Source organism: Novipirellula herctigrandis (assembly GCA_007859835.1).
GTDB lineage: Bacteria > Planctomycetota > Planctomycetia > Pirellulales > Pirellulaceae > Novipirellula_A > Novipirellula_A herctigrandis.
This window is the reverse complement of record SJPJ01000001.1, coordinates 4,869,466-4,895,186: the sequence shown is the minus strand read 5'-3', so window position 1 is coordinate 4,895,186 and position 25,721 is coordinate 4,869,466. Positions and strand designations below refer to the sequence as shown.

Sequence of the window (25,721 nt, the reverse complement as noted above, 5' to 3'; positions counted from 1 at the left end):
TCGAGACAACGCATGTTGCCGGTTTCAAAAGGGGGCAGCCCCCCTTTTAAAACGCACTACCATCTCGCTATCGAATCGAATCGCGATCGATCAGCGGGTTAGCCGATCCGGTGGCCAACAGGACCAAGCCGCCTTGTTGAGCACGGTTCGAACTGACAAACACCTTGTTAAATGGAATGCCATAGCATGCATAGTTGCCCGTGGATGTGTCGAGCACGTAGACAACCGACGGAGCGGCGGGCGTATTGCTCGATCGGGGAAAATCGGCCAATCCGGTGACCATCATGTAGCTTCCCCCTTTGCCACCACCCTGCAAGGCTTCGCCCACTTGTGCGGTGAAGCTAGCCATGAACCGGCCGACTCGCGGGTAAATCACGGTACATTGTAACAATCCCGAGTTGTGGTCCAAAACGAATAGTCCTTCGGCATCGTCACTGACCGGGCCAGTGGCCATCGAGAATTTTTCGCTGAACACAGCCGTTGTAGCGTCAATGGTCGGGAAGTAGGCATTCGACGGGGTCGCTGAGCGACCGGCGAAATAGGCTGCGGTGGCGATGCTAGCGACGGCGATGATCGCGAGGACGGTCGAAAGGACAATGCCGGATGAACGGCTCCACCGACAGCACTTTGGCTCTGACGAGAGGCTCAATTCACCAATATCCGTGTTTGTTTGTCGTTCGGGCATGTTCCTTTTAGCTCCACAAGGTGGGTATGGTTGAAAGTCAGGGCAATTGTACGCAGTTGCGATCAACTTTACGATTGCTAACTGACCGACTTTCCCCCAGTTTTATCGACCCCATCATGACCGAATCGGCCCCCCAATCGAACCAGGACAAACGCATCGCGGCGATTTTGCCCGCTGCGGGGCGAGGGCAGCGATTTGGTCGGGCCGAAAATAAGCTATTCGCAATGCTGTGCGAAGAACCGCTCTGGTTTCATACCGCACGCGTTTTGGCCAGCCGGCCCGAAATCGGACGGATCCTGATGGCGATTTCCGACCAAGATCGCCCGGTTTTCGAAGGACCCTACGCCAAGTTGGTCAATATCCTCCGCATCGAACTGGTCCGCGGTGGCAGCGAGCGGACAGACAGCGTGCGAGCAGGATTGGATGCACTGGATGGGGACAATTCAATCGCAATGGTGGCGATTCATGATGCCGCACGTCCGCTCGTTAGCGACGCTGATTTAACAGCCGTCTTTTCGCGAGCCTCCAAAACCGGAGCCGCCATTTTGGCCACGCCCGTCCCGGGAACAATTAAACGCAAAATCAATTCCGACGATCACTCGATTACCATTGATCGCCGTGAACTTTGGGTCGCCCAAACGCCTCAAGTGTTCCACGTTGACCTCCTCCGCCAAGCGTACGACCGCTACCGAGGGCGACCGGCAACCGATGATGCCGAATTGGTCGAACGGATCGGCCATCCGGTTGCATTGGTTCGCGGCAGAGCCGACAACATCAAAATTACTTACCCCGAAGATTTATGGGTAGCTGAAGCGATCTTAAACCGTGAATCAAAAGGGGGCTGACCCTCTGTTGAAAAACGGTTTGATTTCAAACGAGATGGCGAAGATGCCATTTTTTAATGTGAACAGTCACGATACGCCCTACAAAGGGTGATCCCCCTCTTAAGTTACGACCATCATCATGACGACAAAGAATTTGATCGAAGACCTCCGTTGGCGAGGTTTGATCCATCAAACGACCGACGAAGCGGAACTCAGCAAATTGCTGCAAAGTGAACCGCAAACGATCTACATTGGTTTTGATCCGACGGCTTCGAGTCTTCACGTTGGCCACTTGATGCAGGTGATGATGTTGCGCCGGTTTCAACAGGCGGGGCATCGCCCGATCGCATTGGTCGGCGGTGCAACCGGCATGATCGGTGACCCCAGTGGCAAGAGTGAAGAACGAAATCTGCTTTCGCCAGAGCAGCTGCAATCGAATGTCGACGGAGTCGGCAAGCAGATGAAACAGTTCCTAGTGTTTGATGGCAGTAGTGGCGCGAAGTTGCTCAACAATTTCGATTGGATGCAAGGCTACTCGTACCTCGAATTTTTGCGAGACGTTGGCAAAAACTTTCCTGTCGGTGCGATGATGGGTAAAGAATCGGTTCGATCGCGACTCGAAAGCGAAGCGGGGCTGAGCTACACCGAATTCAGCTACATGCTGCTTCAAGCCTATGACTTCGTTTACCTTTGCCGCGAACACAATTGCCGCATCCAAGCCGGTGGCAGCGACCAATGGGGCAACATTACCGCTGGGATTGATTTGGGCCGACGAATGCTCGGCAAGCAACTTTTCGGTTTGACCGCACCGCTTTTGACGACCAGCGATGGACGAAAGATGGGCAAAACCGAAAAGGGTGCGATCTGGCTCGACCCGGACCGAACCAGTCCTTACGAGTTCTACCAATACTGGATCAATGTCGACGATGCCGATGTGATGCGATGCATCGCTTATTTGACAGAAATCCATCGCGACGAATACGATTCGCTCGCTGAACAAACGGCTTCGGATCCTGGTCGCCGGGGTGCCCAAAAACGACTGGCTCAGTGGATGACTGAATTGGTTCACGGGGCGGAAGGAATCGCGTCGGCCCAGCGAGCGACGAGTATTCTGTTTGGCGGCGAAATCGAAAAAGCGACCGACGCGCAGCTCGGCCAAATCTTTGCTGATGTCCCAAGCGTCGAAACCGATCGAAGCGTTCTGTCGGGCGAGGGATGGTGGATCGTCGAAGCTCTGCAAAAATCGAGCTTGGTCAAAAGCAGCAGCGAAGCAAGACGATCGATCAAAGAAGGAAGCGTGTATCTGAATAATCGCCGCGTCACGGACATGGACGTTCGATTGACGGAAGCGGATTTGGCCAGCGAAACGGTTCTAGTGCTGCGGCGCGGTAAAAAGAAGTACGCGCTGATCCGGTTTACAACGAACCGATAAGCTAATGGTCTTTTTCAACCAAGTATTTGCGATTGAACAATTCGGGATCAAACGGGTTGCTGATTTTCGGTAACCGCGATGGTTTTGGATCCGACGTGACATCGTCGGTACGCGGATTAACGGTTGCCTCTCCAAGCTCTGATTTTGGTAACTCGGATGGGCCAATTTCCTCTGATGAGATCGGTGACGCGTATTGCCCGAGCGAATCCGACTTTGGTTGATCCAGTTGTAATCGTGGAACGGTCGCTTCGATCGATGCGATCCAGTGCAGAAGGGTCGCCGCCGCCGCACTGCGGCGCGCATCATTCCCGGCCGGTTCGTCGCCATGTGCGGTAGTCGATTTTTGTAGAAGCTCACTATCAAGGGGCGAATCGAGATCGACAAAGCCCAATGTGGCCGTCAGGTTTTGACGAGTCATACGCGATGTCGCTCGTTGACCAATCGAGGGTGTATTTAATTGCCACGCTTGCTCGGACGTATGCGAGTGACATTGACCACAACGATTGATTAGCAATGGTTGGACGTAGCGGGAAAAATCGCGAATGTGTTCCGATGAATCGACAATCGCTTGGACCATTGGCGAAGGGGGCGCAACGTCAGTGCTCGCTGCTTTGAAATCTTGGTTCGACGTGCTCGGATTGCTTGGTTGTCGCATAGCTACCTCGGCCGCTCGCCGAAGTCGATTCTCTAATTTTCGAGCTTCACCGTTAGACGGATCAACCGAATAGACTTCAACAAGTTCGGCAGCGGCTAAACCAAATAGATCGTACCGCAGACACCACCGTATCTCGTTGAGTCGTGTTGCAACGGACGAGTCACGTCGGTTGTCGACTCGGAACTTGTAAAGATCATGGATGGAATTGGCCCAACAGGCGACATCGTTACGAGAAAGTTGGATCTCTACTCCACTTTCTCGTCTGATCACAACGAATTCACCTCGCTGGTGTGCCGTCCCATAAACCACGTTACCATTGTGAAGCAAAACACAAGCACGAGGTCCATCGTTTTGAATTGTCAGCTCCTGTGGCGGAGATGCGACCGACGGAGAAAGAGTCAGCGGCGAGATTTCTTCAGCGCCTTTGGGCTCAGCCGTGGGCTCGGATGATGGTGAAGCGATCGCCGATTCAGGCTCAAGCTTGGATTGGATGGTTGGAACTGGCTCAGGGTCAAAGTTGGTTTGCGCATGGATGATCCGCAGCATTGGCGGTTCATCGCTCATCGCGACACCGGCCACACCAATCAAGCAGAGCCACCAAGCAATTGGTGCTCGACGATTCGAGAATCCTCGGTCCATGCGATGGTGGATACCAGTTTCCCCACCCCCAAGTCAATCCGAAGAAAACACCAGTTTGCTAGCAGACGTACGTCGTCATTCTGGGCTTTCTATATTCTGGGCTTTCTATCCAAATCGGGAATGGTTGCGACTCGGGCCTCCGATGACCAAGGGGCGGGAAACCCCCAACGGCGAGGTTGTGTCAAGGCTGGGAAGCATCACGCACCTTGCTACCGAGTCGAACGGTTCTTTACACACGTTCGACTTTCTTAACACGTTCGAATTTCAAAAAAGTCGATGGGAACAGGGAAGCGATCACCGATTATGAATCGATTTCGACTCTTTCGCCGTGCGTGTCACGGCAATCCATTTCCAAGTGCTCGGGGAATAATCCCTCGCTGCCGAGGATTTGGACGGTCATTTTTCCGACGTCTTCCATTTCCATCACATCGCGGCGTTTTTTGTTATTCAAATGCGCGGCGACCGCATCGTTCACACGAATTGTGACCCGTTCGATGTGTTTGTTCTGGACAGCCAATGCCAGCATCCGGATCACTTCGATCGACATACTTTCGGCTGTTTTCACGAGCCCACGGCCTTGGCAACAGGGGCAATCGGTGTAGATGCTACGTTTCAAACTTGGGCGAATACGTTGGCGCGTCATTTCAATTAATCCAAACGGACTGGTCCGCAAGATCTTCGTCCGCGCCCGGTCATTGGACATCGCATCGCGTAGCGCTCGTTCGACTTTTCGGCGATGGCTTTCCTTACGCATGTCGATAAAGTCGTTGACAATCACACCGCCAAGATCACGTAGTCGCAATTGTCTGGCTATTTCCTTTGCTGCCGCTAAGTTCAAACGAAAGGCGTTTTCTTCGGCCGCATCGGTACCACGGAAGTTACCACTATTCACGTCGATCGCGACCAAGGCTTCGGTTGGATCAATCACGATCGAACCGCCATTGGGCAAGGGTACTTGGCGTTGGTTAATTCGAATGATTTCTTCCTCAAGCTTGTACTGGTGGAAGAGCGGTTGCGGGCCGTCGTGCAGTTTCAATCGATCAACCACTCGTGGCATTACCATCTTCAAGAAGTCTTTCGCCTTCTCATAAGATTCGCGTTCATCAATGATGATTTGATCGATGTCTTCACTGTAGATATCGCGAATTGTTCGGATGATTAAATCGCTTTCTTCGTACAAGACACCGGGATCGGCGGTTCCCTTGACTCGACGGACGATCGCTTTCCATAACCGCAGCAAGTACTCCAGGTCACGCTGCAATTCGGTTTCGCTCCGACCCGCACCTGCTGTGCGGACGATAAAGCCAAGACCTTTGGGTGGATTGAGTGACAACAGACATCGCTTGAGTCGTTTGCGATCATCGTCGTCTTCGATTTTGCGGCTGACACCGACTCGGCCCAGCGCAGGCATCAATACCAAGTAACGACCGGGGATGGAAATGTACGTGCTAAGCGTAGGGCCCTTTGTGCCGATACCTTCCTTGATCACTTGGACCAAGACTTCGTCACCGCGACGAAAAATTTCTTGGATTGGCGGTTTGACTCGAGGTCGTCCGCCTTTAAAAGCATGTTTGCGACCGTGCCCTGAATCACGAGCTCGTTTGGCGGCCGCTTCGGCCATTTCGTCCGACTCTCGCATCACTTCTTCGGGATCGTATCCGCCTTGACGGAAATATTGGGGCTCGACGTCACTGATGTGCAAAAAACCGTTTCGTCCAACGCCAAAATCGACAAACGCCGCTTGGATGCTCGGTTCGAGATTTACAATTTTTCCGCGGTAAATATTTCCCGCAAACGCCTCGACACTTTTACGTTCGACGTAGAGTTCGTCGAGTCGGTTGTCGTCCAATACAGCAATCCGACACTCTTCGGGTTGCAGCACATTGATTAGCATTTCTTTTTTCATTGACATTCAGCTTTCAGTAGTTTGGCAAGCTTAATACGAAATCGGTAAAGTCGTTTCGCATGGACGCTCGCCGGGGTTTAGTATGCGGTTAAGTTGTTTTGGTTGTGTCCGAAAGGTTTACTCGGACAAATTGATTTGGATCGTCTGATTCGAACTCGCTTTCCAGTGCCACGCGCACTCGAGAAATCAAGCAGCCATTTTCGATCCAATCGTCAAAGCCAAGCAAATCCAAGACATCGTTTGGTTTCAAGGAAGCTGCGTCGGTAGCAGCTAGCGATATCCGGATTTGTTGATCGTCTATTTCGATCGTCGGTATTTGGGTCGCGACCTTAGCGACCACTTGTTTCTTTTTGCGTTGAATCGAAACGGTTTCTTGCTGTTTCAAATTCTCGATTGCGTCTTGCACTTTCAAAACGTCGGTCCCGTCCGGGATCGAAAGCGTATAGTCGCTGCGCAGCAGTTGGGCCTTTTTGAATCCTTCGGGTAACTTCCCAACGCTCCGAATCGTTAATCCAGGTTGGTTGTCGTTTTCGAGTCGTGTTAGTAATTCCAAGGGGGCCAAATCTTCGGCTAAATCCAATTCGACAACTTCATCGAAGCTTTCCACGCCAAGCGCCAACGCGGACGGGAACCCAATACGGGGTTTGGGGTGAAAGCCTTCGGTCATCGAGGGTTTCAAAGCCACACGTCGAATGATTCGTTCCCAAAGTCGAGCCAAATCACGATGGCTGATCCAACGCAGCAAGTCCTTCTTCTCAAAACGAATGCGATAACGAATCCTCAGCGGCACCAAAACGGGCGGCTGGGGTGATTGTGGTTCGGTTGGCTCTTGTGACATATTCATTTCAAGGTGCATCAATGCACGACTAGCTCCGGCACTAGGTCACCGAGTCGGTCGACTAAATACATGTCAACATCGCGAGCGGTTTGAAGTTTCATTACGCGTTCGGCGATTTCACGACACTGTTGGGTCGTCACGCTTCGGATCGCCTTCTTCACGCGGTGCAGCGTCGCGGGCGGAACGCTCAAGTTTCGTACTCCCATACCGATCAACAGCATTGCCCGCGCGGGGTTGCTACTCATTTCGCCGCAAACGGCGATCGGGGTATTATTTGCATCGGCCACTTCGATACTGTGAGCGATCAATCGCAGTACCGCGGGGTCACACGATTGGTACAAATCCGCGACATATTCGTTACTTCGGTCGACTGCCAAGGTGTATTGAGCCAAGTCATTGGTGCCGATACTAAAAAAATCGACTTCGCGTACGAAATGGTCGAGCATGATCACGGCCGCTGGAACCTCGACCATCATGCCAACTGGAATATCCGACCGATACGGGACCCCCGATTCCTCTAAGTCTTCTGCAACCACATTGAGCAACATTCTTGCCTGCCGCAGTTCCGCGAGTGTTGTGATCAACGGGAACATGATTCGAATATCGCCGTGAACGGCCGCGCGCAAGATCGCTCGCAATTGGGGGCGAAACAAATCCAGATTACGAAGTGACAATCGAATGCTACGAAGTCCTAAGAACGGATTGTGTTCTTGTTCGGCCAGCGGGCGATGTCCCATTTTGTCAGCGCCCAAGTCCAATGTCCGAATCACGACTGGGCGACCATTCATTTCACGGATCACTTGGCTGTATGCCTCATAGTGATCTTCTTCACTCGGTTCTTCTTCACTCGAAAGGTACAAGAACTCGGTACGGTATAAACCGATGCCGTCTGCACCTCGTTCCAAACAGGCATGGGCCTCTTGTGGAAATTCAATGTTGGCACTCAATTGAATTCGTAAACCATCGGCGGTTTCGGCGGGCAAGTCTTTTAGTTCCGCCAAACGAACCGCGAGCGATCGACGCTGCTCGAGTTGTTGTTGGTAATGTTCCAGCGTTGGCTCATCGGGGTCGATAATTACTCGTCCTCGATCACCGTCGACGATTATTTTCGCCGCCGTGCCGACCGAGTCGAGAAACGGGCCAATGCCGACGACCGCAGGCAATTCCAGACCCTTCGCTACGATCGCCGTGTGCCCGCCGGGGCCACCGGTTTCAGTGCAAAAACCGCGAACATAGCGACGGTCGAGACTGGCCGTTTCGCTGGGCGTTAGCACATGCGACAAAACGATTACCGGTTCGGTCAAATCGGATAATGGTTGACGCGATACGGCTCCGAGTTGCAGCAGTAGTTGTTTTTCGATGTCGAGAACGTCCTCGGCGCGATCCGCTAGCAACGGGTTGTCGAGTTTGCGTAGCGCGGTGGCGTAATTGTTTAGTACACGGCTAACGGCGTAGGCGGCCGATTGCATCTCTGTTTGAATACGCCGAGAAAGTTCCGCGTGTAGCCGCGGATCGTGCAGCATTTGTAACTGAGCTGCGAAGATGTCGCCTGTGTTAGCGCCTGCGACCGCCGACGTCTCCAAGCGGTTGGTTTCGAGTCGTTCCGAGACCGCGTCGACCGCGACACCGAGGCGCGCGAACTCGTTCTCCGCATCTTGGGCGGCGATAAGACAGCGGGGAATTCGATACCCATCCGCGTCCAAAACAAGCGCAGGACCAATAGCGACTCCCGGCGATACGGGGATGCCTTGTAGTTCGATCATCAATGGATCGATAGTTTCGCGCTCAGGTGAAAGAGTTTGTAGTTGGTGAGGCGACTTCGTTGGTCAGTGCATCAAGATCACACTGAAACTGGGCACGCATCGGCCAAGAGGACCGCATTGGGCGATCGTCTCGAAACCACAACACTTTCCCCATGCACGATCTATCTAGTGTTCGGTTTTTTTAAGTGTTGGATCGTGAAAGACGCTTGGAGTTCTCGGTCGCCAATCTGTTTCTTTGCCGACCTGCCCATCATCATTCTGCTTCGGGCTCACCGCTGCTGCCTACCACACTAATGGTGTGGCGTCATTGCGGTTTGGCCAATGGCGGCTTCGAGAACGGTTTTGCGTCTTCGACATCTTCTTCGTCAATCTCGTAGAAACCTGCTTCAAACAGTTCGACGATCGCTTGGATCGCTGCTTCTGCGTCCGCTCCATAGGCTGACACCGACAGCTCCGTTCCGGCGGCTGCGCCAAGTGTCAGTAGCGAGAGAATGCTTTTACAGTCAACGTGTTCAGCTCCCTTGCCGATCTTGATCGTTGATTCGTATTGGTTTGCCAAACGAACCAACAAATCGGCAGGACGCGCGTGCAATCCCTGAGGGTTGCGCACGATCACCATTGTTGAAAGCGAGGAATCGTTATTCATTAGCCAGATACAAACTGGTTGTCGTCGGCTTCCTGAAGCAATTGGCTAATGTCTTCGGGCGTCTTACTCTGCTTAAGGAACCGACAGAAATTTTCGTCACGCAGTTGACGCGAAATGTTTTCCAAAGCGCGAAGGTGATCGCCAGGACGTTCGGGAGGACTGATGAGCAAGAAGAATAGCTGAACACGTTCCCCATCAAGAGAGTCGAAATCGACTCCTTCGCTGCTGACGCCGACGGTTCCGACCAACTTTTGTACGCTGGGGTGCTTCGTGTGGGGAACGGCAACGCCACGACCGATGCCGGTGCTGCCGAGTTCTTCACGCTTCATAATGGCCGAGATGATGTCATCTTTTTGGTCAGCTTCAATTTGTCCGGCATCCAGCAAGGACTGCACAAGCTCTTGAATGACCTCTTCTTTCGACACGGCCTTTAGCTCCGCGCGAATGGCCTTGGTGTTGATAAAGTCTGCAAACTTCATTGGGATTAGATTCCTTTATGAAATCAGATGATTGGGTACTACTGTGAAAAAACGCAGAAAACGGGGCATTCACACAGAGAGGCCCTTGGAGACGAAATTTTCACAGTGATTGGAGGAAAAGTGAAAAAAGTTGAAGAAAATCGCCACGACGTGTTTCGCTCGTCACGCGAACGATACGTTTGCTGGCTTGCTTTAAGTCTCTTCCTCTTCTTCTTCCACTGCAATCGAAGTGTCGATGTGTTTGGGTTTTGCGGTTCGATGACCCGTCTTCTTCTCCTTCAGTCGACGCAATTGTTGTTCGACTTTTGGAATCGCCGAGTCAAGCGCAGCGATGACTGTGCTCGCTTCGGCCGTGGAAATTGAGTCATCAGTTTTTTCCGCCGAGACACGAATTTCCAAGGAGGGTTTATCTAAGTTTTCTAAGTCAACGGTGACTTCGATCGCGTTGATTCGATCGTACAGACGCCGTAGCTTTTCAGCCTTTTCGACGATTAGTTGTTGATCGCCTGGTTGAAGACTGCCATGACGCGCCGAGACGCTTACCTGCATCTTGATGTCTCTCCGTGATCGGTAGAATTGGAACGTGTGGACCTGAAATGAATGAGCGGAGGACGGTTCCTCGGTAGCCCGTCGATCAAAACATGATCCTATGCACAAACCGTTAGCATACGCGACTCGCCCCGAAAAGACTAGCGATCCTGATTCCTATTCCTGGAGGAACCGCATTTTTTCGCCCACTTTTCCTATACATATGATCCCAGTTGGTTTGTAGGGTCCGTCCCGCCGGTATTCTCAACATTGAGAGAGATTCCCCGGGTGTCAACGCTGCCAAGGCTATGCTAAGATTTCCGGCCCAACATTTACAATCAAATTCCTCGTTACCCCTTTGGTTCACATGGCCCGAAAGGTCGTCAGTCGAAAAGCAAAAGCAGCAGAGGCGGAGGCTGCCGAAAAACAGGCTACGGCTAAGAAAAAAGCCACCAAAAAAAGAGCCTCCACACGAAAGTCCAAGAAAAAAGCGGCTGAAAATGTTCGCTTAAGACTTTACTGGGGCGTTTTTAGCCAAAATCTCAAACGCGTCGCCGTCTTTGAATTTGATCAGAAAAAGGAAGCCGAAAAACGGGCTACCGAATTGAGCAAGGGCGGAAAATCGCCTCACTTTATTCAAAAAGTGAAAGAAGAGATCAAAATCGAAGTTGAGTAGACGCACCCCCGCTGAATGGGCGCCACAAGCAGCCATTTGGCTCGCTTGGCCCCATTGTCTCGATACTTGGCCAGGTCATTTTGACCGGATCCCCCGTTTTTTTGCCGATTGGGCGGAAAGCATCGCCCAAAGCACCTCCGTGCGAATGCTGGTTCCGCCAGCTCAGGTTGACGCTGCAAGATCGGCTCTGCAATTCGATTCGAATTCGCTTTCTCGCGGAAAGATAGAACTCGTGGTCGCCGAGACCAATGATTCCTGGGTTCGCGACTACGGTCCTACGTTCGTCTTCGACGGCGAGCCTACTTCCCGAAAAATGGTCGGAATCGATTGGCGATATAACGCTTGGGGTGGGAAGTATCCGCCTTGGGATGCCGACGATGCGGCCGCTTCGGCGATCTGCGACCACGTTGGTATCAACCGAATTCGAAGCTCGCTTTGTCTTGAAGGTGGCGCGATCGAAACCGACGGCAAAAGTCGGTTGATGACCACCCCTGAATGCGTTGTCACGAACACGCGCAATCCAGGTTGGTCGCGCGAGCAAGTGGCGAGCGAACTTCACACGCAACTCGGAGTCACCGAAATCGTTTGGCTTAGCGGTGGCGGGTTGGTGGGTGATGACACCGATGGACACATCGACCAACTTGCTCGATTTGTCGATCCCGAGAATATCGTTGTGGCGGTTAGCGATGATGCCGAAGACCCCAATCACGAACCCCTCGAAGACAACTATCGCCAACTACGTCGTTGGTCCGATGCGACCGAGCCCAACGTCGAAATTCATCGATTGCCGATACCGCTGGCTCGCGAGATCAATGGTCAACGCGTTCCGGAAAGCTATTGTAACTTTCTTATGCTCGGGCGCGATCGTTTGCTTCTTCCGACCTTTGGTCAAAAAGAATCCGATGACCGAGCCATCGGTATCCTCAGTGATTTGGCGCACGACGCTTCAATCGAACCGATCGATTGTCGCGATCTGGTTTGGGGTCTCGGAGCCCTTCACTGCGCCAGTCGCGATCAGCCTGTTTGAATGTCTTTGGATTGCCAATCACAATATGACAGTTTGCTCAATGCAAGTTTGTCGATGCTTTCATTTCGATTGTTTTCTGCGCGCAAGCAGTGGAAAGATCATAGATGTGGCGATTGGGAAAAGCACTAGAGGCAGGACGGCCCACATCAGCCATTGGTGCATCTGTTGAGGCTGTAAAGGGTTTTTTGCCGTCAGGACGACGAACGTGTTGTAGGCAACGTAGTAGGTCACAAACAGCGCTCCTTCCCAACGCGAGATGATGCTGTCGGTGAAAAATATCGGCATACAAATCACCGCAACGCCAACCATCACAGGGATGTCAAACTGACTTGCCGCCGACGATACTGCCACGCCCATTGGTGAAACGGTCGCCGTTAGTCCTAAGACGCAAAGCAAATTAAACAGGTTGCTGCCGACCACGTTCCCCACGGCAATGTCACGTTCACCACGGTAGCTTGCCACGACCGACGTGACGACTTCTGGTAGCGAAGTGCCGATCGCTACCACCGTCAAACCGATCACCAACTGGCTGACGCCTAGCGCCGTTGCCACCGTGGTCGCACCGGCAACCAACCACCTGGACCCCAGCCCAAGTAACACCAATCCCGCGAGAATCAACAAAAAGTCAACCGACAAATGGTGCTTCTTAGTGAGCTGATCTTCGGCAACGGCTGCCTCGCCATATTCTTGTTCAAATTCCCGTTGGACCGCTCGCGATTCTTTTCGACTTTTGCGAATACAGAAAGTCAGGTACACGAGCAGGGAGGCAAACAGAATCGCGCCTTCAAATCGGTTGATTACACCGTCGAGACCCATCCACCAAACAACGAACGACGCGGCAATCATGATCGGAACATCCAGCCGAATCAATTGACTCGATACCAAAAGGGGCGTAATCATCGATGCCGCACCAAGGACCAACAAGATGTTGACAATGTTACTGCCAACAACGTTGCCGACCGCGACATCGGAACTGCCGCTCAGCGATGCTTGAAGACTCACGCCTAATTCCGGCGCACTGGTCCCAAACGCAACCACTGTTAAACCGATTACTAGTGGCGAGATGCGCAGCGCCGAGGCAATCGCAACCGCACCGCGAACGAGCAACTCGCCGCCCGCGACTAATAGAGCCAAACCCAAAGTGATTTGGCCCGCAACAATGATCCAATCGCCCAAAATGATCCTACTTAGTTCCAGAGAATATCAACTCTTTGATTCGCCTTCTGATGCGCGACGTCGTGCGTGTGCAGATGCAAGTGCATCCCGTCGCGATCAAGCCTCGCCGACACCCATCCATTGGGTTGGCTTTCGTCAAACACGTATGCAACCGCTGGCAAATTCACCAACTTGAAATGGCCCCGCTCGCTGATGTTCCATTTATGACTGTGTCCATACAAAAACGCTTTCACATGGTCTTGGGAATCTAGCAGGTCAAATAAGGCATCCGTGTCTGAAATACCATTCCAAACTTTTTCCGGCTCAGGAGGTGAAAACTGTGGTGTATGATGCGCCATCACGATCGCTGGTTTGTCGCGACGCGAGTCAAGCTCTTGTGCAAGCCACTGCAATTGCAGCTCGCCCACTTCTCCCGTGACGACATTCACTTTCTTTAGCGTGTCCAGTAAAAACCAATTAGCAAATTCGCTTTCGACGACACTCGCATGCTTGTTCATGACCGCCACCGACTGAGGACGCATTGCCGTCAGCTTGTCATATAGAACAGGACGATTGTCATGATTCCCCATGGTGATGTGCAGGGCGATGCCAAGATCATCCAGTGGAGCAATACACCGACAAAGATTCTCGTAGTCGGCGGGAAGCCCTTTCAAATAGGCACAATCACCATTAATAAATAGATTGGCAGGGCGAATCGGCAATTGAGCAATCTGATCGATTACCGAGTCAAGGTGGTCGGTCATGTTGACACCACGAGCCACGGTGTCGGCGTCGCTCGGGATGTGCGTGTCCGACAATAGGGCAAAAGTGTTCGCGTTGACCGGCGGAGTCACTGCGCCGCAGACATCTTCATTGACAAGTAACGACGCGGCACTGAGGGCTGCGGCACTTTGCATGAACCATCGTCGATTTTGTGGAGCAATGTGAAGGGGCATTTCTCTAACTCCTTTGAAACCACATGTGGAGGAACTTGAAGTTAAACATTGAGAGACCGAATTTTGGAAGGGTGACGAATCCGCAATGAACGAGCTGCCACGTGGTAGCGAATCGTCGCAAGCGATTCAAGGATTTACCCAATCACCGATGCAGGTGATCGCATCGTTATACACAATAGGACTTTAGTCAGTTAGCCGATGAAGTAAATCACGAGAACCGCCGTGGCAAAGGTCCCAAATACCAATGCCCATCCTACTCGGCGAATCTGCTTCATCGGTGGTGGGGTGATCATTAAATACCAACTCATTGCCACCATTGGCAGCGTTACCATTGGCCAGTACACGGCGAAAGTGGCCCATAACGCAATTGCCGATGAAATGCCGACGAGCGTTACGATATAGCCAACTCGGGAATGACGCTTTTGAGAGGCAATCACACTTCGCACGGCAACGGTCGTCGACGAAAAGCCGACCAGCCATGCGGCCCATGTGGTTAACGCATCCACAAGCGGCATATCGCCAGCGAGCAAGATCGGGACACATGGCGATGACAATCCCACCACTCCCAGCAGTTGCACGGCGATGGAGCGGTGTTTCCCCACAATACCAAACGCAAAAGTGCCCACAGCCAACCCCAAACAGACAACCAACGAGACACGAACTTCCAAATTGCCAAGCAACATCGCTGTGCCGCCAGCGATCCCCATTCCCGTCAGTAGAAAAATCAAGCGAGAACGTGCTTGGGGCGTGGACGTTTGCGCACGACGCCCGCGATGACCAACGGCAACCAAAAGAGGTTCATGCGCAAAGAAACCACTGACCGATGCGATGGCGACACAAACGCCATTCACGGTGGCTCCGACCGCAATCAATGCCGCTACGATCGGGATACCTAGAATTGCGTATGCACCGTGTTCCTTTGGGTGTAGTTTCGCGGAAGGTGTCGCCGCCATATCGAAATGCCTGTTACTGATGCGATGATTCGATGGCTGGCTGATCGACGTTTGCAGACGCGTCGGCTTCTGCAAAAGCATTGGTCACGCGCCGCGCTGCTATCTCACCACTATCAATACAACCAGGAACGCCAACGCCATTGAGCGAATTGCCAGCCAAGCCTAGGGTCGCAAAAGACTCCAAGCGTCGATTGATCAAAGTCGCGCGATCACAATGCCCGACATGGTATTGAGGCATTGCTTGACGCTGCAAACTCATCCGTTCAAACAGCGGGTCGCCTTGCAGGCCAATCAAGTCGGCCAACTCGGACTTGGCAATCTTAATCAGCTCACTATCCGATTTTTCGAGCAATTCACTTTGGCACGCGCCACCGATGTAAACTCGCAGTAGTACGTGATCCTGCGGTGCACGGCCTTCGTATTTGATACTGGAAAAACTGCATGACAAGATCTTGCGATTTTCGACGATGGGAACGACAAACCCGAAGGCATTGAGCGGATGGCGGATTTGATCGCGTCGGAATCCCATCGACAATACTGCGCAACTCGCGTACTCGATTTGCGATAATTCATCGGCAATTTTGCTATCCACCTCTCGCAACATGCTTGCCGCATGTCGAGCCGGCGTTGCCACGATGACACCGTCGACATCCACACTCGTTGGATTTTTACCGCCGATTTGAATCGTCCATCGGACGTTGTTATTGGGGCCGTTTGCACGAATGGTGGTGACGGGCGAATCGAGCCGAATGGTGTTTTCTGGCAATCGTTCCGTTAACGCATCAATCAAGCTAAACATGCCGCCGCGAAGTGCTGCAAATTGACCATATCTTGCACCGGAGGTTTTTTCTTTGGGCTTGCCTTTCTTCGCTTTTAACATCGCACGGATTAGACTGCCGTGTTCGCGTTCCATCTCCAAGAAACGAGGCATCGTCGCAGCCACGCTCAATTTTTCCGGGTCCGCTGTGTAAATACCACCGACCAGCGGTTGGACCAATCGGTCGAACAGTTCTTTGCCAAAGCGACGAGTGACGAACGCACTGAGTGACTCGTCATCTTCGCGATATTTGCGAGGCACGAAGTACTCCCATCCGGCGCGTAACTTTCCAAACATGCCCAACGTGCGTGTCGAGGCGAGAGGCCAAATGCGCGAAGGTGCCATGATCAAGAAGCCTTCGGGGATAGGCTCAAGCCGCCCATGGCTTACCACCATCGCTTTCCGACCGGTTGGACTGGTTCCGATCAAGTCATTACCAAGACCAATCCGCTCGCACAATTTGACCGCGGTCGGCGGAGTGGTAATGAAGTTGTCCGCTGCACTTTCGATCAAAAATCCGTCTTGCTTGACCGTTTCGATCACACCGCCAAGTCGATCGCTTGCTTCCAATAGCAGCACGTCGATGTCGGGATCGATTTCAAGTAGGTGGTGGGCAGCGGCGAGTCCCGAGACTCCGCCGCCAATGACCGCGACACGACGTCGCATAATGATTCTCCTGATGGAATGGTTACTGTTTGAAAGCCTTTGCGACTTCCCTGTTTGGATATGTTGCTATTTTTTGGCTGGTGGAATGTAACAGCAGTCGGGTTCTTCGGCGAACAGGTTCCCTTCTAGTAGGTCCGAATCGCGAAGATTCTTGAAGATGGGCGGATCACCGCCCGTGAGAATCAACATCGGGGGCTCGGGGAACTGGGCCAATTGTTCGAACATTAGCTTCGCCTCGGCTGTGTTCAACTCAGCGGGGTCTCGCTCCGGTTTAGCGCATGCTCGACAATGCAGGCACACCAAGTCGCAAGCTTGGGTGATCTCGTAAAAGACCAGCATTGGACTGTTGTCGAACGAGCGACGTGCTCGCATTCGAGACGCCACGGGGGCGGGGGCAATCATGGTCGTGCCTGATAATGGTGCTTGGGCAAAGCAAAAAGGTGCAACGAAATGGGACAACGAAGTTATTGACTAGTGGTGATCTTTGATTCGATCTGTTTGGACTCTGGGAGGTCGGATAGGGGAAAACCACAAAGGGGTTTGGATTGGGTGGATGAGTCAATTAAGTCTGCAATCGTCGTCTTGCCAAGATCCTCTTCGATCCGCTTGGCGGTATTGTCAAGCTTGCGATGCAATTGACATAAATGGATACCGTGTAGGCCCAAAGGACACTCGTGAAAGCGCCGAATGGGATCGACGGCATTGATGACATCGATCACGGTCAATTGGTCAGCGGGCCTCACCAAAACGAAACCCCCATGAAGTCCGCGCTGTGCGTGGACCACCCCCGATCGACTGAGGCCTTGCATCACTTTGGCCAAATAGCCAGCCGGAACGCGAGTCTGGTCGGCGATCGCAGCGGTGGTTTTCGGCGCTGCCTGGTCTGCTAAACAGACGATGGCTCGGAGGGCGTATTCAGCGGTTTGGGAGATCATGCTGTTGCGACAACGTTTGAACCTCGAACTCGATTCTGACCAACAATCCCGCCACAAACGACTTGTGGACCCAAATATCCAGAATCGCAGTTTCGAGAATAACGATGTTGGTTTAAACGGTCAAGAAGTAGAAAGTTGGCCCAGTGAAGAACCTGGCCAGTGAAGAAGTTGGCCCAGTGAAGAAGTTGGCCCAGTGAAGAAGTTGGCCCAGTGAAGAAGTTGGCCCAGTGAAGAAGTTGGCCCAGTGAAGAAGTTGGCGGGACTAACCCCTGTTTGGCAAGCTAGGAGGCTCCTTGGCAGTCGATAGGCCAGGATGGCGAAGTTCGATTAGCCGATCGAGTCGAGTCAGCGTCATGATCTTCAGTACATCGGCTTGTGGATCCTTCAATACAAGTCGGCGACCGAGTTGCTTGGCGGACAACTGCATGCGAATCAGTTCACCAAGGTCATGACTATCGATTACCGTGACACCCGACAAATCAATCACTACCTCGGCTTGATCGCTATGTTCGATCTTGGTTTTCACGCTGGCGATCCAATCACCAGGCTTTGTCCGCATGCCCAAAGCTTTATTTCCGCCGTCGATACCAGCAATCATAGGTTTGCCCTATCCTCTCGTGAGTGACGCTTCTTTCAGGTTTGTCAGCTTGAGCCGAAACTGGTTTCAACCGACGGCATCCGACAATACAATCTGTTTAGACAAGGAGAAGCGTCTGAATCAGCCGCAAGATCGTATACAGCTAATTGTATGCATCTATCGTGCCATCACGCCGGAATCACAACTACGGAAAGTTGTGGAACGATATCGCGCCGGTAAAGGGAGATTTCTTCCCAAAGTCAAAGTGGCAGGCACCGTCCAATGCCCAGCTTTTAGGCATCTTACGCCCGTTTGCTGCGCATTGCAGCATCCGCGAGCTAGCAATTTTGGCAAGAACGGTTTGGTAACAAAGCCTGGTATTTACAGGGCAAAGTGGCGTTTGACGGCCTCCATGTCCCCCTTCCCCGTTGCCCTGTTTCGATGTTTGGTATGGCGGTTGCATCCCCCAGCAATGAAATTTTGTGAAGTGGATCTGGCCACGGTCCAGCAGTGCGGATACGGCGACATCACGTTTTTTAACGGGTGGGATCTCGCCAACCATTTGACAATCTCCGTCGCTCCCACCTATCTTTTCTCGATTGGCCCCGCTGTATGATTTTATCCTCTCCCCGCCGAGCGATTCCCATCACACCACACGAACGGCTTGGTTTATCGACACTTGAAGACATCAGTAAGCTGATTCTCAAGTCGCATGGTCTGAACGAAACGCTGACCAATATTGTGCGACTGGTCGCTTCGCGGATGCATACCGAGGTCTGCTCGATCTATCTTCTCGAAGACGCTCGGTTGACGCTTCGCGCAACGATCGGACTTCCGATTGGATTGGTTGGCCGAACCCAAATGGCAGTTGGCGAAGGGCTTATCGGTTATACAGCCGAAACGTGCGCTGTCGTGAACGTCAACGAGCCACAAAATCACCCTCGCTTCCACTACATCGAATCTTCTAACGAAGAGAGCTACCATTCGTTCTTGGGAATTCCGTTGTTCGATCGCCAGCACTTGATCGGAGTGATGGCAATCCAAACGACGGAGCCCCGCGTATTTGACCCGATCGAAATCAGTACGCTTAGTACGATTGCGTTTCAGCTTTCGTCGGTTGTTGCCAGTGCGCGCCTGCTCGACAAACTCGAACGTGATCAAGCGGATAGCTCCACGTTATCAAGCGGGCTTCCGGATGTGGCGGAGCCGAAAGAAATTGTATCGGTCATCCGCGGCACAAGTGCCTTTGCAGGTGTCGCGATTGGTCCAGCATTCTTAATCGATGAGTCCATCGGGTGTAGCGACTTTACCGACGATGAACCGATCGATTCGCAGAGCGAAAAAGATCGGCTAGAGGACGCCCTTGAAAAATCACGCATTGAAACATTGTGCTTGGAGAAACGCCTCGCCGAACGCTTGAGCGAAGAAGATGCAGCGATTTTTCATAGCCACTTGATGATCCTTCAAGATCGAGTGTTTATTGATAAGTTGCACGCCAAGATCAACGAAGGTCGTAGTGTCGTCTATGCGATCAAGCATGTCGTCGAAGATTATGTCAGGGCGTTCCGACGCATTGACGATGCCTACTTGCGTGAACGAGCCGTCGATATGGAAGATATCGGTCGTCGGATGCTCTCACAGCTTCTCGATCGCAACCGTGAGCCGATTCACTTGAATCAACCTTGCATTGTCGTGGCAAAGGAATTGATGCCTTCGGACGTCGCCATGCTCGACCATCACCAAATTCTAGGGCTGGTTTTGGAGTCGGCGGACAGCAACAGCCATGCGGTGATCATCGCAAAATCACTGGGTATCCCTGCCTTGATCGGTGCAAAGGGGGGACTTCGACATATCGAACCTGGTGCGCCATTGATTCTTGATGCCAATAGTGGTTGTTTGCACGTTGAACCAAGCGAACAAGTGCGTCGAGAGTACCAGCGGCTACAAGCGGATAGCCTCCGCCAAAAAGAACAATTGGAACAGTATAAGGATCGCGATGCAGTTACATGCGATGGCGTTCGAGTGGCATTGCGAGCCAACGTTGGTTTGTTGAGCGATATTGAAATCGCTCATCGTTGTGGGGCCGAAGGGGTCGGGCTCTATCGGACCGAGTTTCCTTATATGGCCCGGACCGATTTTCCCGATCGTGAATCGCAGTACGAAATCTATCGCCGCGTCGTCGAAAGTTTCGAAGGCCAATCGGTCACGATCCGAACGTTGGACATTGGTGGCGATAAGATGTTGTCCTACTTTGACGCTCCGAGCGAAGAAAACCCGTTTTTGGGTTGGCGAAGCGTACGAGTATCGCTGGACCATCTCGACATCTTTCGTACCCAGATCGAAGCGATCTTGATGGCGTCGACGCATGGCAATGTGAAGCTCATGTTCCCAATGATCACGAACATGGACGAAATCATCCGATGTAAGGAGCTGGTTGCCGAGGCAAAACAGAAGCTGTTAGCCGAAGGTTGGAGCGTTCCGGATGTCCCACTTGGTGTGATGGTAGAGGTTCCTGCAGCGATTTCGCTTGCGGACTATTTTGCCCGCGAGGTCGATTTCTTTGCACTCGGTACAAACGATTTGGTTCAATACATGTTGGCTGCCGATCGTGGTAATTCACGGATTCAACATTACTACGATTCGCTACATCCAGCGGTTTTGCATGCGATTGCGCACATGGTGGATGTGGCGAAGCGACACAAAAAAGAGTTGTGTATCTGTGGCGAAATGGCCAGCGATCCCGCCTGCTTTGCCCTCTTGGTTGGTCTAGGGCTTCGTGAGTTTTCGGTCTCGTCGCCTGCCATCTTGCCGCTCAAAGCACTGCTGTCGAAGCTGTCATCATGCGAGCTCGAAAAGCTTGGTAAAGTGCTGCTCAGCGAACCTCACGGTAGACGGATTCGCGAGCGCGTCGAAAACATGATTAGCCAGGCTGAATCAAAATTCAGCAGCGAAGCGTGACTAGCCCCTAAGTTTGATGACTTTCGTGCCGGCGATTTCATCATGAATGCACTTCCGATTCTCTCGGAAAATGGCCAACCCGTCGATGATCCCAACAAAATTACCAATGAAGGGAATCGCACTGGCGATCCATAGCGGGACATAACGCAGTAACACCAGTCGGCCAAATGGAACCAGCGAGTTGGTGGAGTCAGAAAGAATCTGGGTCTTCATAACGAGCTTTCCAACGGTTTGCCCTTTGGTTGCCAATAAGTAACCATTGATGGCAAGAAATGCTGCTACCCCAAGCAAACCACCGATGACCGATGCGAGCACTTGAAACGCGAGCGATTGTGGATCGATACCAGCCGCCACCATCCCAAATCCCAACACCATCCCAGCTCCCAACACCACCGGAAGCATGATGATGCCGTCAATCAAAGCGCCCGCAAATCGCTCACCGCGTGTGGCTAGGTCGTTGGGGTAGAGTGAATCCGACGCTAGATCGCTTGTTTCTGAGGGAGCCGCGTAGGGGTTTTCATTGTCAATGGACATAGTCGTTTCGCGTTGCTGGAGAGTGATGGTGGAAAATCGATTCTTTGAGCATAGAGGATCGGGAATGTAGGTTTCAAGGAAATTCTACGTCGCGCCCAACAACATTTTATGAAGTGGTATCCAATCGTACTGTCAGACGAGTGCAAAGACAGGGTACAATGAGCTCTAGAAATGGATCTGGGATCTCATCTGCCAATCCTTATTCCTTAGGCATGTTTTCTTCATCATGTTGGTTGAATATTAGGGCCCGCAACTTTGACAGCCGACCACGCGAATTTCGATCCATCGTCCAAAGCCCCAGCTGGGCGCCCAGGCGATTGCCCAAGTGATGGCACGCGATCGACTGACGATCGACCGCCTCAGTTGCCGCGACCCGCTGTAGGCCGATTGAGTCTCTATTTTCGCGAGCTTCACCGACTGAAGGAATCCGGCACCAGCACCATCAATAGCCGCCAACTTGGCCAACTTGTCAATGTTTCGGCCGCCGTGCTTCGCCGTGACCTCAGTGCGATAGGGACCACGGGGCGAAGGGGTGTCGGATACTCAGTGGATACGTTGATCCAGCGGATCGGGGAGGTCCTCGGTTCGAGTCAAAACTGGGAGGTTGTTCTGATCGGCGTCGGATCGCTCGGCGATGCACTCTTGCGATACCGAGGGTTTTCGCGGTTAGGTTTCGAGTTGACGGCTGCTTTTGACATCGATTCCTCGCGAATTGGCACGACGATTGGCGGGATCAAGGTTCGCCACGCCCAAGAGATGGAGAGCGCCCTGAAGGATCGCCCCCCCAACTTAGCAATTTTGGCGATTCCCGCTGAAACTGCCGCCGAGGTGGCAAATCAGCTGGTAGCGCTCGGCGTTAGCGGCCTACTCAACTTCGCGCCAGTGACATTGAAATTGTCCCCTCGAGTCGCGGTGGTTAACGTGGACCTAGCCAGCGAGCTACAAAGATTAGCCTTTGCAGTGCAAAGTGTTCAGTAACCTAAACAGGCTTTTAGTGGAAAAAATTCCAGCGAACCGAAGAAGAGCCGAAAAGCTCCTCTTTTAGACTCTACCGGAACTTGCTAGATTTGCATGAAGTTCTACCCCGTGGTGTAATTGGCAACACAGCTGGTTTTGGTCCAGCCATTCAAGGTTCAAGTCCTTGCGGGGTAGCTATTTAGGGGGATTCACTCTCGCCAAGATAGGACAAATTGAGTCTTATCACGTCTTTTCCCGAGTGAATCGATGAATTCCCCAGGCCATTTATTTTGCCTGTCTTGACTTACCCCCCTCTGTTCTGCACTGTCTGGGGTGCTTTTTGAGGTGTCGGGTTGATCGTCCTTTCGATCAGAGCCTTCGCGAAAGTGTCGTCGGTTGCCATTGCGTAGTGCTTGTCAGCGACGGTCGGCGAATTTCCAAGCCAGCTGGTAACGTCCTAGGCCGGATACTTTCCTAGAAGTTCTGTCTTTCTTGTGGCCCTGAGATTCTGAAGCAGCTTCGGCCGAGGCTTCATCGTCTTGATTGGCTTACTGTTTTCGTCTCGTTTGACGACGATCGACAGCAGCCATCGATGCCAACGCATCGGCGGCGGTGATGTCCGTCCGCGTTGACGAGGACGCGCCTAACACGACGTTGCGGCAGATCGAAGTCTTGACCAAGCCAACCGTCGCTACCGAACATCAAGCCCTGTCGTGTTATTAAGCCCTGTCGTGTTATTAAGCCCTGTCGTGTTATTAAGCCCTGTCGTGTTATTTCTCGGTGAGCAACAAAATGCACGTCGCCCGCATTCCTGAGGAGGTTCGTATTGATGAAACCGGTCACCGCGATCACGGTAAGCGGATGTGGACCTGCTGTTTTGGCTGTGCCGATTACTCGGTGTTTCGCATCGACGCGAGTCCCCAATGTAGAACCCCGCCAAGCGATTCGCCGATCACGGTGATGGCTAACTGTAGTTCCTCACGACGCCTAGCCTGGAGCCGACCAACAATCTGGCCGAACAGGCGATTCGATTTGTGGTCATGGATCGCAAAGTGACGCAGGGCAGTAAGAGCGAAGTCGCACAACGAGGGCGTGAGCGGATCGAGACATTGACGGCGACCGGCATACAAACCGGTCAGTCACGACGGGATGTGATCCGAGGGCCTAAGATCCGAGGGCCTGTGATCCGAGGGCCTGTGATCCGAGGGCCTGTGACGGCACTCTTTCGCGGCGATTTTCCTCCTCCTCAGGTGCCAGATTCTTGAAATCGAACGCGGCCACAGTCACTCTGGCGCCTGGCAGGGATCAGGTTCCTTGAACACTTACCAAGTGGAGATGTGCTGTTATTATTGCTGCAACCAGTTCAACGACCGTTCGTTGGATCGCACCACTTTATACTCAACCCGAAAGCTCAGCATGAGATATATCACCACCGTTTCTAAATCGCTTGTTGCATTGGTGGTGTTTCTAACTCCTGGCATTCCCTCGACGGCTTTTGCTCAAACGCAGGCGAAGGAAATGACTGAGAAACTCGCCGAAATATCCCTCAAACATGATGTGCCGGCCATGACCGCTGTCGTGGTCAACACAAACGGATTGGTGAAGTCGGCCTGTTTTGGGAATCGTAAGCGGGGGTCATCGGACAAGGTCGAGTTGTCGGACAGGTTCCCGATCGGTTCCAACACCAAATCCATGACAGCAACTTTGGCGGCCGCCATCGTGGAAACCGGTAAGATCGACTGGAATACAACGATCAGCGACGTGTGGCCCAAAGCCAGCAACGACGATATTCATCCGAAGCTGCGAGCGGTAACGCTCGACCAATTGTTGTCTCACCAAAGTGGACTAGCTGGCAATATCTCTGATATTTCCGCTCAAGCGTGGGCTAGTTTCTTTGACGAGAAACAATCGCCCGCATTGGAGCGCAGGCGTATGCTCAAGCTTGTGCTTTCCAAAGCACCACCGGAGGCTCAAGGGAAGTTCGCCTACTCGAATCTCGGTTATGCGATCGCCTCAGCGATGTTGGAAACGCGTGCTCGTGAACCGTTCGAGTCTCTTATGAAGAAACACGTCTTTGTTCCGTTGGAAATGCGTTCGGCAGATTTTCGTTCGATGAAATCAGCGAAACAACTTCAGTCGCCTTTGTTGTGGGGGCACCAAGCGGACAGTGGCGAGCCCGTCGATCCAAAAACAGTAGGCGCTGAAAACCCAACGGTCTATGCTGCCGCAGGAACGGTTCACTTGTCGATCGAAGACTATGCAAAATATGCGAGGTGGCAATTGGCTGGTAAGGCCGTGCCCGTACTTCGATCACAGGACAACTTCGACCATCTGCATAAGCCACAGATCGGCTATACGATCCCCGGTGCAAAGTACGGGTGTGGTTGGATCATGATGGATACGGGACTCGGTCCCGCTCTCAATCATGCGGGATCCAACACAAACACGTTCGCGTTGATTTGGCTTTTTCCCGAGTCCGATTTTGGTGCGATTGTCTGCACGAATTCGGGACAAGAACAAGCCTTTCCCGCTTGCGACGAAATGGTGAGCCATTTGATGGCGGAACACGCTTCATCCAACAAGTCGCAACCTCAGTCGGACCCCGGCGAGATTGGGCCTGAGCGTCTGGTCGGCCGCTACCAGCTTTTACCCAATTTTGTTTTTGACGTTAGCTTCAAGGACGGGCACTTAATGGTTGGCATCACGAACCAGCCAACACAGGAAGTCTTCGCGGACACACCAACGCGTTGGTCGTACCGAGGCGTCGATGCACAATTGGAGTTTCATCTTCGAGCACAAGGCCCGGCCTACGCCCTAACACTTCACCAAAACGGTGCTGCGCAAAAAGCAAAGCGAGTTGGTGAATGAGTCCGCCATGTTAAATATTTTGCTGGTTATCGCGGCAGCCAATGCCGGATGTGGTTCTGTCAAGATACGAAAAAAAGCCAGCGTGGGGCTGGCTTCGGCGTTTGCCGATCGAGAGTGAACCGCCAACTCGACGGCACACTCAAAGTATCCATTTTGAGGAAAGATGACTAAGTGGGCATGCGGTCATGGTGTCGCCCCCACTTCATCCATTCGACGAGCAATTCCAAACGCTTGCTGTACTCGTCGA

25 protein-coding genes, 1 tRNA gene and 1 pseudogene are annotated in these 25,721 nt (G+C 52.6%); 11 read left to right on the top strand and 16 right to left on the bottom strand.

The features are described from left to right. Positions 1–67 precede the first annotated feature (67 nt). Complete coding sequence (locus CA13_RS17855; protein ID WP_419194515.1) at positions 68–685, bottom strand: hypothetical protein; 618 nt, start codon at positions 683–685, stop codon at positions 68–70. Positions 686–801: 116 nt separating this feature from the next. On the opposite strand from CA13_RS17855, the gene ispD reads away from it, so the two are divergent. After that, positions 802–1,530 (top strand): 2-C-methyl-D-erythritol 4-phosphate cytidylyltransferase, encoded by a 729-nt coding sequence (ispD, locus tag CA13_RS17850; RefSeq protein ID WP_146398879.1) that lies wholly within the window; start codon positions 802–804, stop codon positions 1,528–1,530. A gap of 118 nt (positions 1,531–1,648) precedes the next feature. Beyond that, positions 1,649–2,941 carry a tyrosine--tRNA ligase gene (gene tyrS / locus CA13_RS17845; protein WP_146398877.1) on the top strand — a complete coding sequence of 431 codons (1,293 nt, stop codon included), beginning with the start codon at positions 1,649–1,651 and terminating at the stop codon, positions 2,939–2,941. Between the two features lies 1 nt (position 2,942). Here the strand turns inward: tyrS and CA13_RS17840 are convergent, their stop codons facing one another. The 7 genes from CA13_RS17840 to hpf form a co-directional block, all read right to left on the bottom strand. After that, a complete protein-coding gene (locus CA13_RS17840) occupies positions 2,943–4,235 on the bottom strand; it encodes a hypothetical protein (RefSeq protein ID WP_146398876.1) in 1,293 nt (430 codons plus the stop codon). 301 nt (positions 4,236–4,536) lie between these two features. After that, positions 4,537–6,141 (bottom strand): Rne/Rng family ribonuclease, encoded by a 1,605-nt coding sequence (locus CA13_RS17835; protein WP_146403740.1) that lies wholly within the window; start codon positions 6,139–6,141, stop codon positions 4,537–4,539. Between the two features lie 88 nt (positions 6,142–6,229). Continuing rightward, positions 6,230–6,979 (bottom strand): TIGR03936 family radical SAM-associated protein, encoded by a 750-nt coding sequence (locus tag CA13_RS17830; RefSeq protein WP_146398874.1) that lies wholly within the window; start codon positions 6,977–6,979, stop codon positions 6,230–6,232. Between the two features lie 17 nt (positions 6,980–6,996). After that, positions 6,997–8,742 carry a phosphoenolpyruvate--protein phosphotransferase gene (ptsP, locus tag CA13_RS17825; protein WP_146398871.1) on the bottom strand — a complete coding sequence of 582 codons (1,746 nt, stop codon included), beginning with the start codon at positions 8,740–8,742 and terminating at the stop codon, positions 6,997–6,999. A 304-nt stretch (positions 8,743–9,046) separates the two neighbouring features. Further along, positions 9,047–9,388 carry an HPr family phosphocarrier protein gene (locus tag CA13_RS17820; protein ID WP_146398869.1) on the bottom strand — a complete coding sequence of 114 codons (342 nt, stop codon included), beginning with the start codon at positions 9,386–9,388 and terminating at the stop codon, positions 9,047–9,049. Beyond that, positions 9,388–9,867: a PTS sugar transporter subunit IIA gene (locus tag CA13_RS17815; protein WP_146398867.1), complete on the bottom strand. Its 480-nt coding sequence runs from the start codon at positions 9,865–9,867 to the stop codon at positions 9,388–9,390. The genes CA13_RS17820 and CA13_RS17815 overlap by 1 nt, the downstream gene beginning before the upstream one ends. Positions 9,868–10,059: 192 nt before the next feature. Then, entirely contained in the window at positions 10,060–10,416 is a 357-nt protein-coding gene (gene hpf / locus CA13_RS17810) for a ribosome hibernation-promoting factor, HPF/YfiA family (protein WP_146398865.1), read from the bottom strand. 346 nt (positions 10,417–10,762) lie between these two features. On the opposite strand from hpf, the gene CA13_RS17805 reads away from it, so the two are divergent. Both CA13_RS17805 and CA13_RS17800 read left to right on the top strand, forming a co-directional pair. Next, positions 10,763–11,071: a hypothetical protein gene (locus CA13_RS17805; RefSeq protein ID WP_146398863.1), complete on the top strand. Its 309-nt coding sequence runs from the start codon at positions 10,763–10,765 to the stop codon at positions 11,069–11,071. Continuing rightward, entirely contained in the window at positions 11,064–12,098 is a 1,035-nt protein-coding gene (locus CA13_RS17800; protein WP_146398861.1) for an agmatine deiminase family protein, read from the top strand. Before CA13_RS17805 ends, CA13_RS17800 begins: the two co-directional genes overlap by 8 nt. Before the next feature lie 60 nt (positions 12,099–12,158). Here CA13_RS17800 and CA13_RS17795 read toward each other — a convergent pair whose 3' ends face one another. From CA13_RS17795 to CA13_RS17765, 7 genes are all read right to left on the bottom strand, one after another. Further along, positions 12,159–13,274 carry a calcium/sodium antiporter gene (locus CA13_RS17795; RefSeq protein ID WP_419194514.1) on the bottom strand — a complete coding sequence of 372 codons (1,116 nt, stop codon included), beginning with the start codon at positions 13,272–13,274 and terminating at the stop codon, positions 12,159–12,161. Positions 13,275–13,285: 11 nt separating this feature from the next. Then, positions 13,286–14,209, bottom strand: coding sequence for a metallophosphoesterase family protein (locus CA13_RS17790; protein WP_146398859.1), 924 nt, complete (start codon positions 14,207–14,209; stop codon positions 13,286–13,288). A 191-nt stretch (positions 14,210–14,400) separates the two neighbouring features. Next, the gene (locus CA13_RS17785) at positions 14,401–15,162 is read right to left on the bottom strand and encodes a YwiC-like family protein (protein WP_146398857.1); all 762 of its coding nucleotides are present in this window, start codon (positions 15,160–15,162) and stop codon (positions 14,401–14,403) included. Between the two features lie 13 nt (positions 15,163–15,175). After that, positions 15,176–16,645, bottom strand: coding sequence for a protoporphyrinogen oxidase (hemG, locus tag CA13_RS17780; RefSeq protein ID WP_146398855.1), 1,470 nt, complete (start codon positions 16,643–16,645; stop codon positions 15,176–15,178). A 66-nt stretch (positions 16,646–16,711) separates the two neighbouring features. Further along, positions 16,712–17,047: a hypothetical protein gene (locus CA13_RS17775; RefSeq protein WP_419194513.1), complete on the bottom strand. Its 336-nt coding sequence runs from the start codon at positions 17,045–17,047 to the stop codon at positions 16,712–16,714. Between the two features lie 62 nt (positions 17,048–17,109). Continuing rightward, complete coding sequence (locus tag CA13_RS17770) at positions 17,110–17,580, bottom strand: RrF2 family transcriptional regulator (RefSeq protein WP_146398853.1); 471 nt, start codon at positions 17,578–17,580, stop codon at positions 17,110–17,112. Between the two features lie 262 nt (positions 17,581–17,842). Further along, on the bottom strand, positions 17,843–18,178 hold the full coding sequence (locus tag CA13_RS17765; RefSeq protein ID WP_146398851.1) for an STAS domain-containing protein: 336 nt from the start codon (positions 18,176–18,178) through the stop codon (positions 17,843–17,845). A gap of 391 nt (positions 18,179–18,569) precedes the next feature. Here CA13_RS17765 and CA13_RS35345 point away from each other — a divergent pair, with 391 nt between their 5' ends. Both CA13_RS35345 and ptsP (CA13_RS17760) read left to right on the top strand, forming a co-directional pair. After that, complete coding sequence (locus CA13_RS35345) at positions 18,570–18,773, top strand: RNA-binding protein (protein WP_419194512.1); 204 nt, start codon at positions 18,570–18,572, stop codon at positions 18,771–18,773. Next, positions 18,770–21,115 carry a phosphoenolpyruvate--protein phosphotransferase gene (ptsP, locus tag CA13_RS17760; protein WP_146398849.1) on the top strand — a complete coding sequence of 782 codons (2,346 nt, stop codon included), beginning with the start codon at positions 18,770–18,772 and terminating at the stop codon, positions 21,113–21,115. The genes CA13_RS35345 and ptsP (CA13_RS17760) overlap by 4 nt, the downstream gene beginning before the upstream one ends. Here the strand turns inward: ptsP (CA13_RS17760) and CA13_RS17755 are convergent, their stop codons facing one another. Next, a complete protein-coding gene (locus CA13_RS17755; protein ID WP_146398847.1) occupies positions 21,116–21,649 on the bottom strand; it encodes an RDD family protein in 534 nt (177 codons plus the stop codon). 255 nt (positions 21,650–21,904) lie between these two features. On the opposite strand from CA13_RS17755, the gene CA13_RS17750 reads away from it, so the two are divergent. The 5 genes and pseudogenes from CA13_RS17750 to CA13_RS17735 all read left to right on the top strand — a co-directional run bounded on the left by CA13_RS17750 (position 21,905) and on the right by CA13_RS17735 (position 25,474). Then, positions 21,905–22,627 (top strand): redox-sensing transcriptional repressor Rex, encoded by a 723-nt coding sequence (locus CA13_RS17750; protein ID WP_146398845.1) that lies wholly within the window; start codon positions 21,905–21,907, stop codon positions 22,625–22,627. 102 nt (positions 22,628–22,729) lie between these two features. Beyond that, positions 22,730–22,801 (top strand) — tRNA-Gln (locus CA13_RS17745). Between the two features lie 634 nt (positions 22,802–23,435). Next, on the top strand, positions 23,436–23,567 hold the full coding sequence (locus CA13_RS35340; RefSeq protein ID WP_419194511.1) for a hypothetical protein: 132 nt from the start codon (positions 23,436–23,438) through the stop codon (positions 23,565–23,567). A 25-nt stretch (positions 23,568–23,592) separates the two neighbouring features. Then, positions 23,593–23,871 (top strand): annotated as a pseudogene (locus CA13_RS17740) (hypothetical protein); the annotation flags it as partial. Positions 23,872–24,022: 151 nt separating this feature from the next. After that, on the top strand, positions 24,023–25,474 hold the full coding sequence (locus CA13_RS17735) for a serine hydrolase (protein WP_419194510.1): 1,452 nt from the start codon (positions 24,023–24,025) through the stop codon (positions 25,472–25,474). Positions 25,475–25,721: the final 247 nt, after the last annotated feature.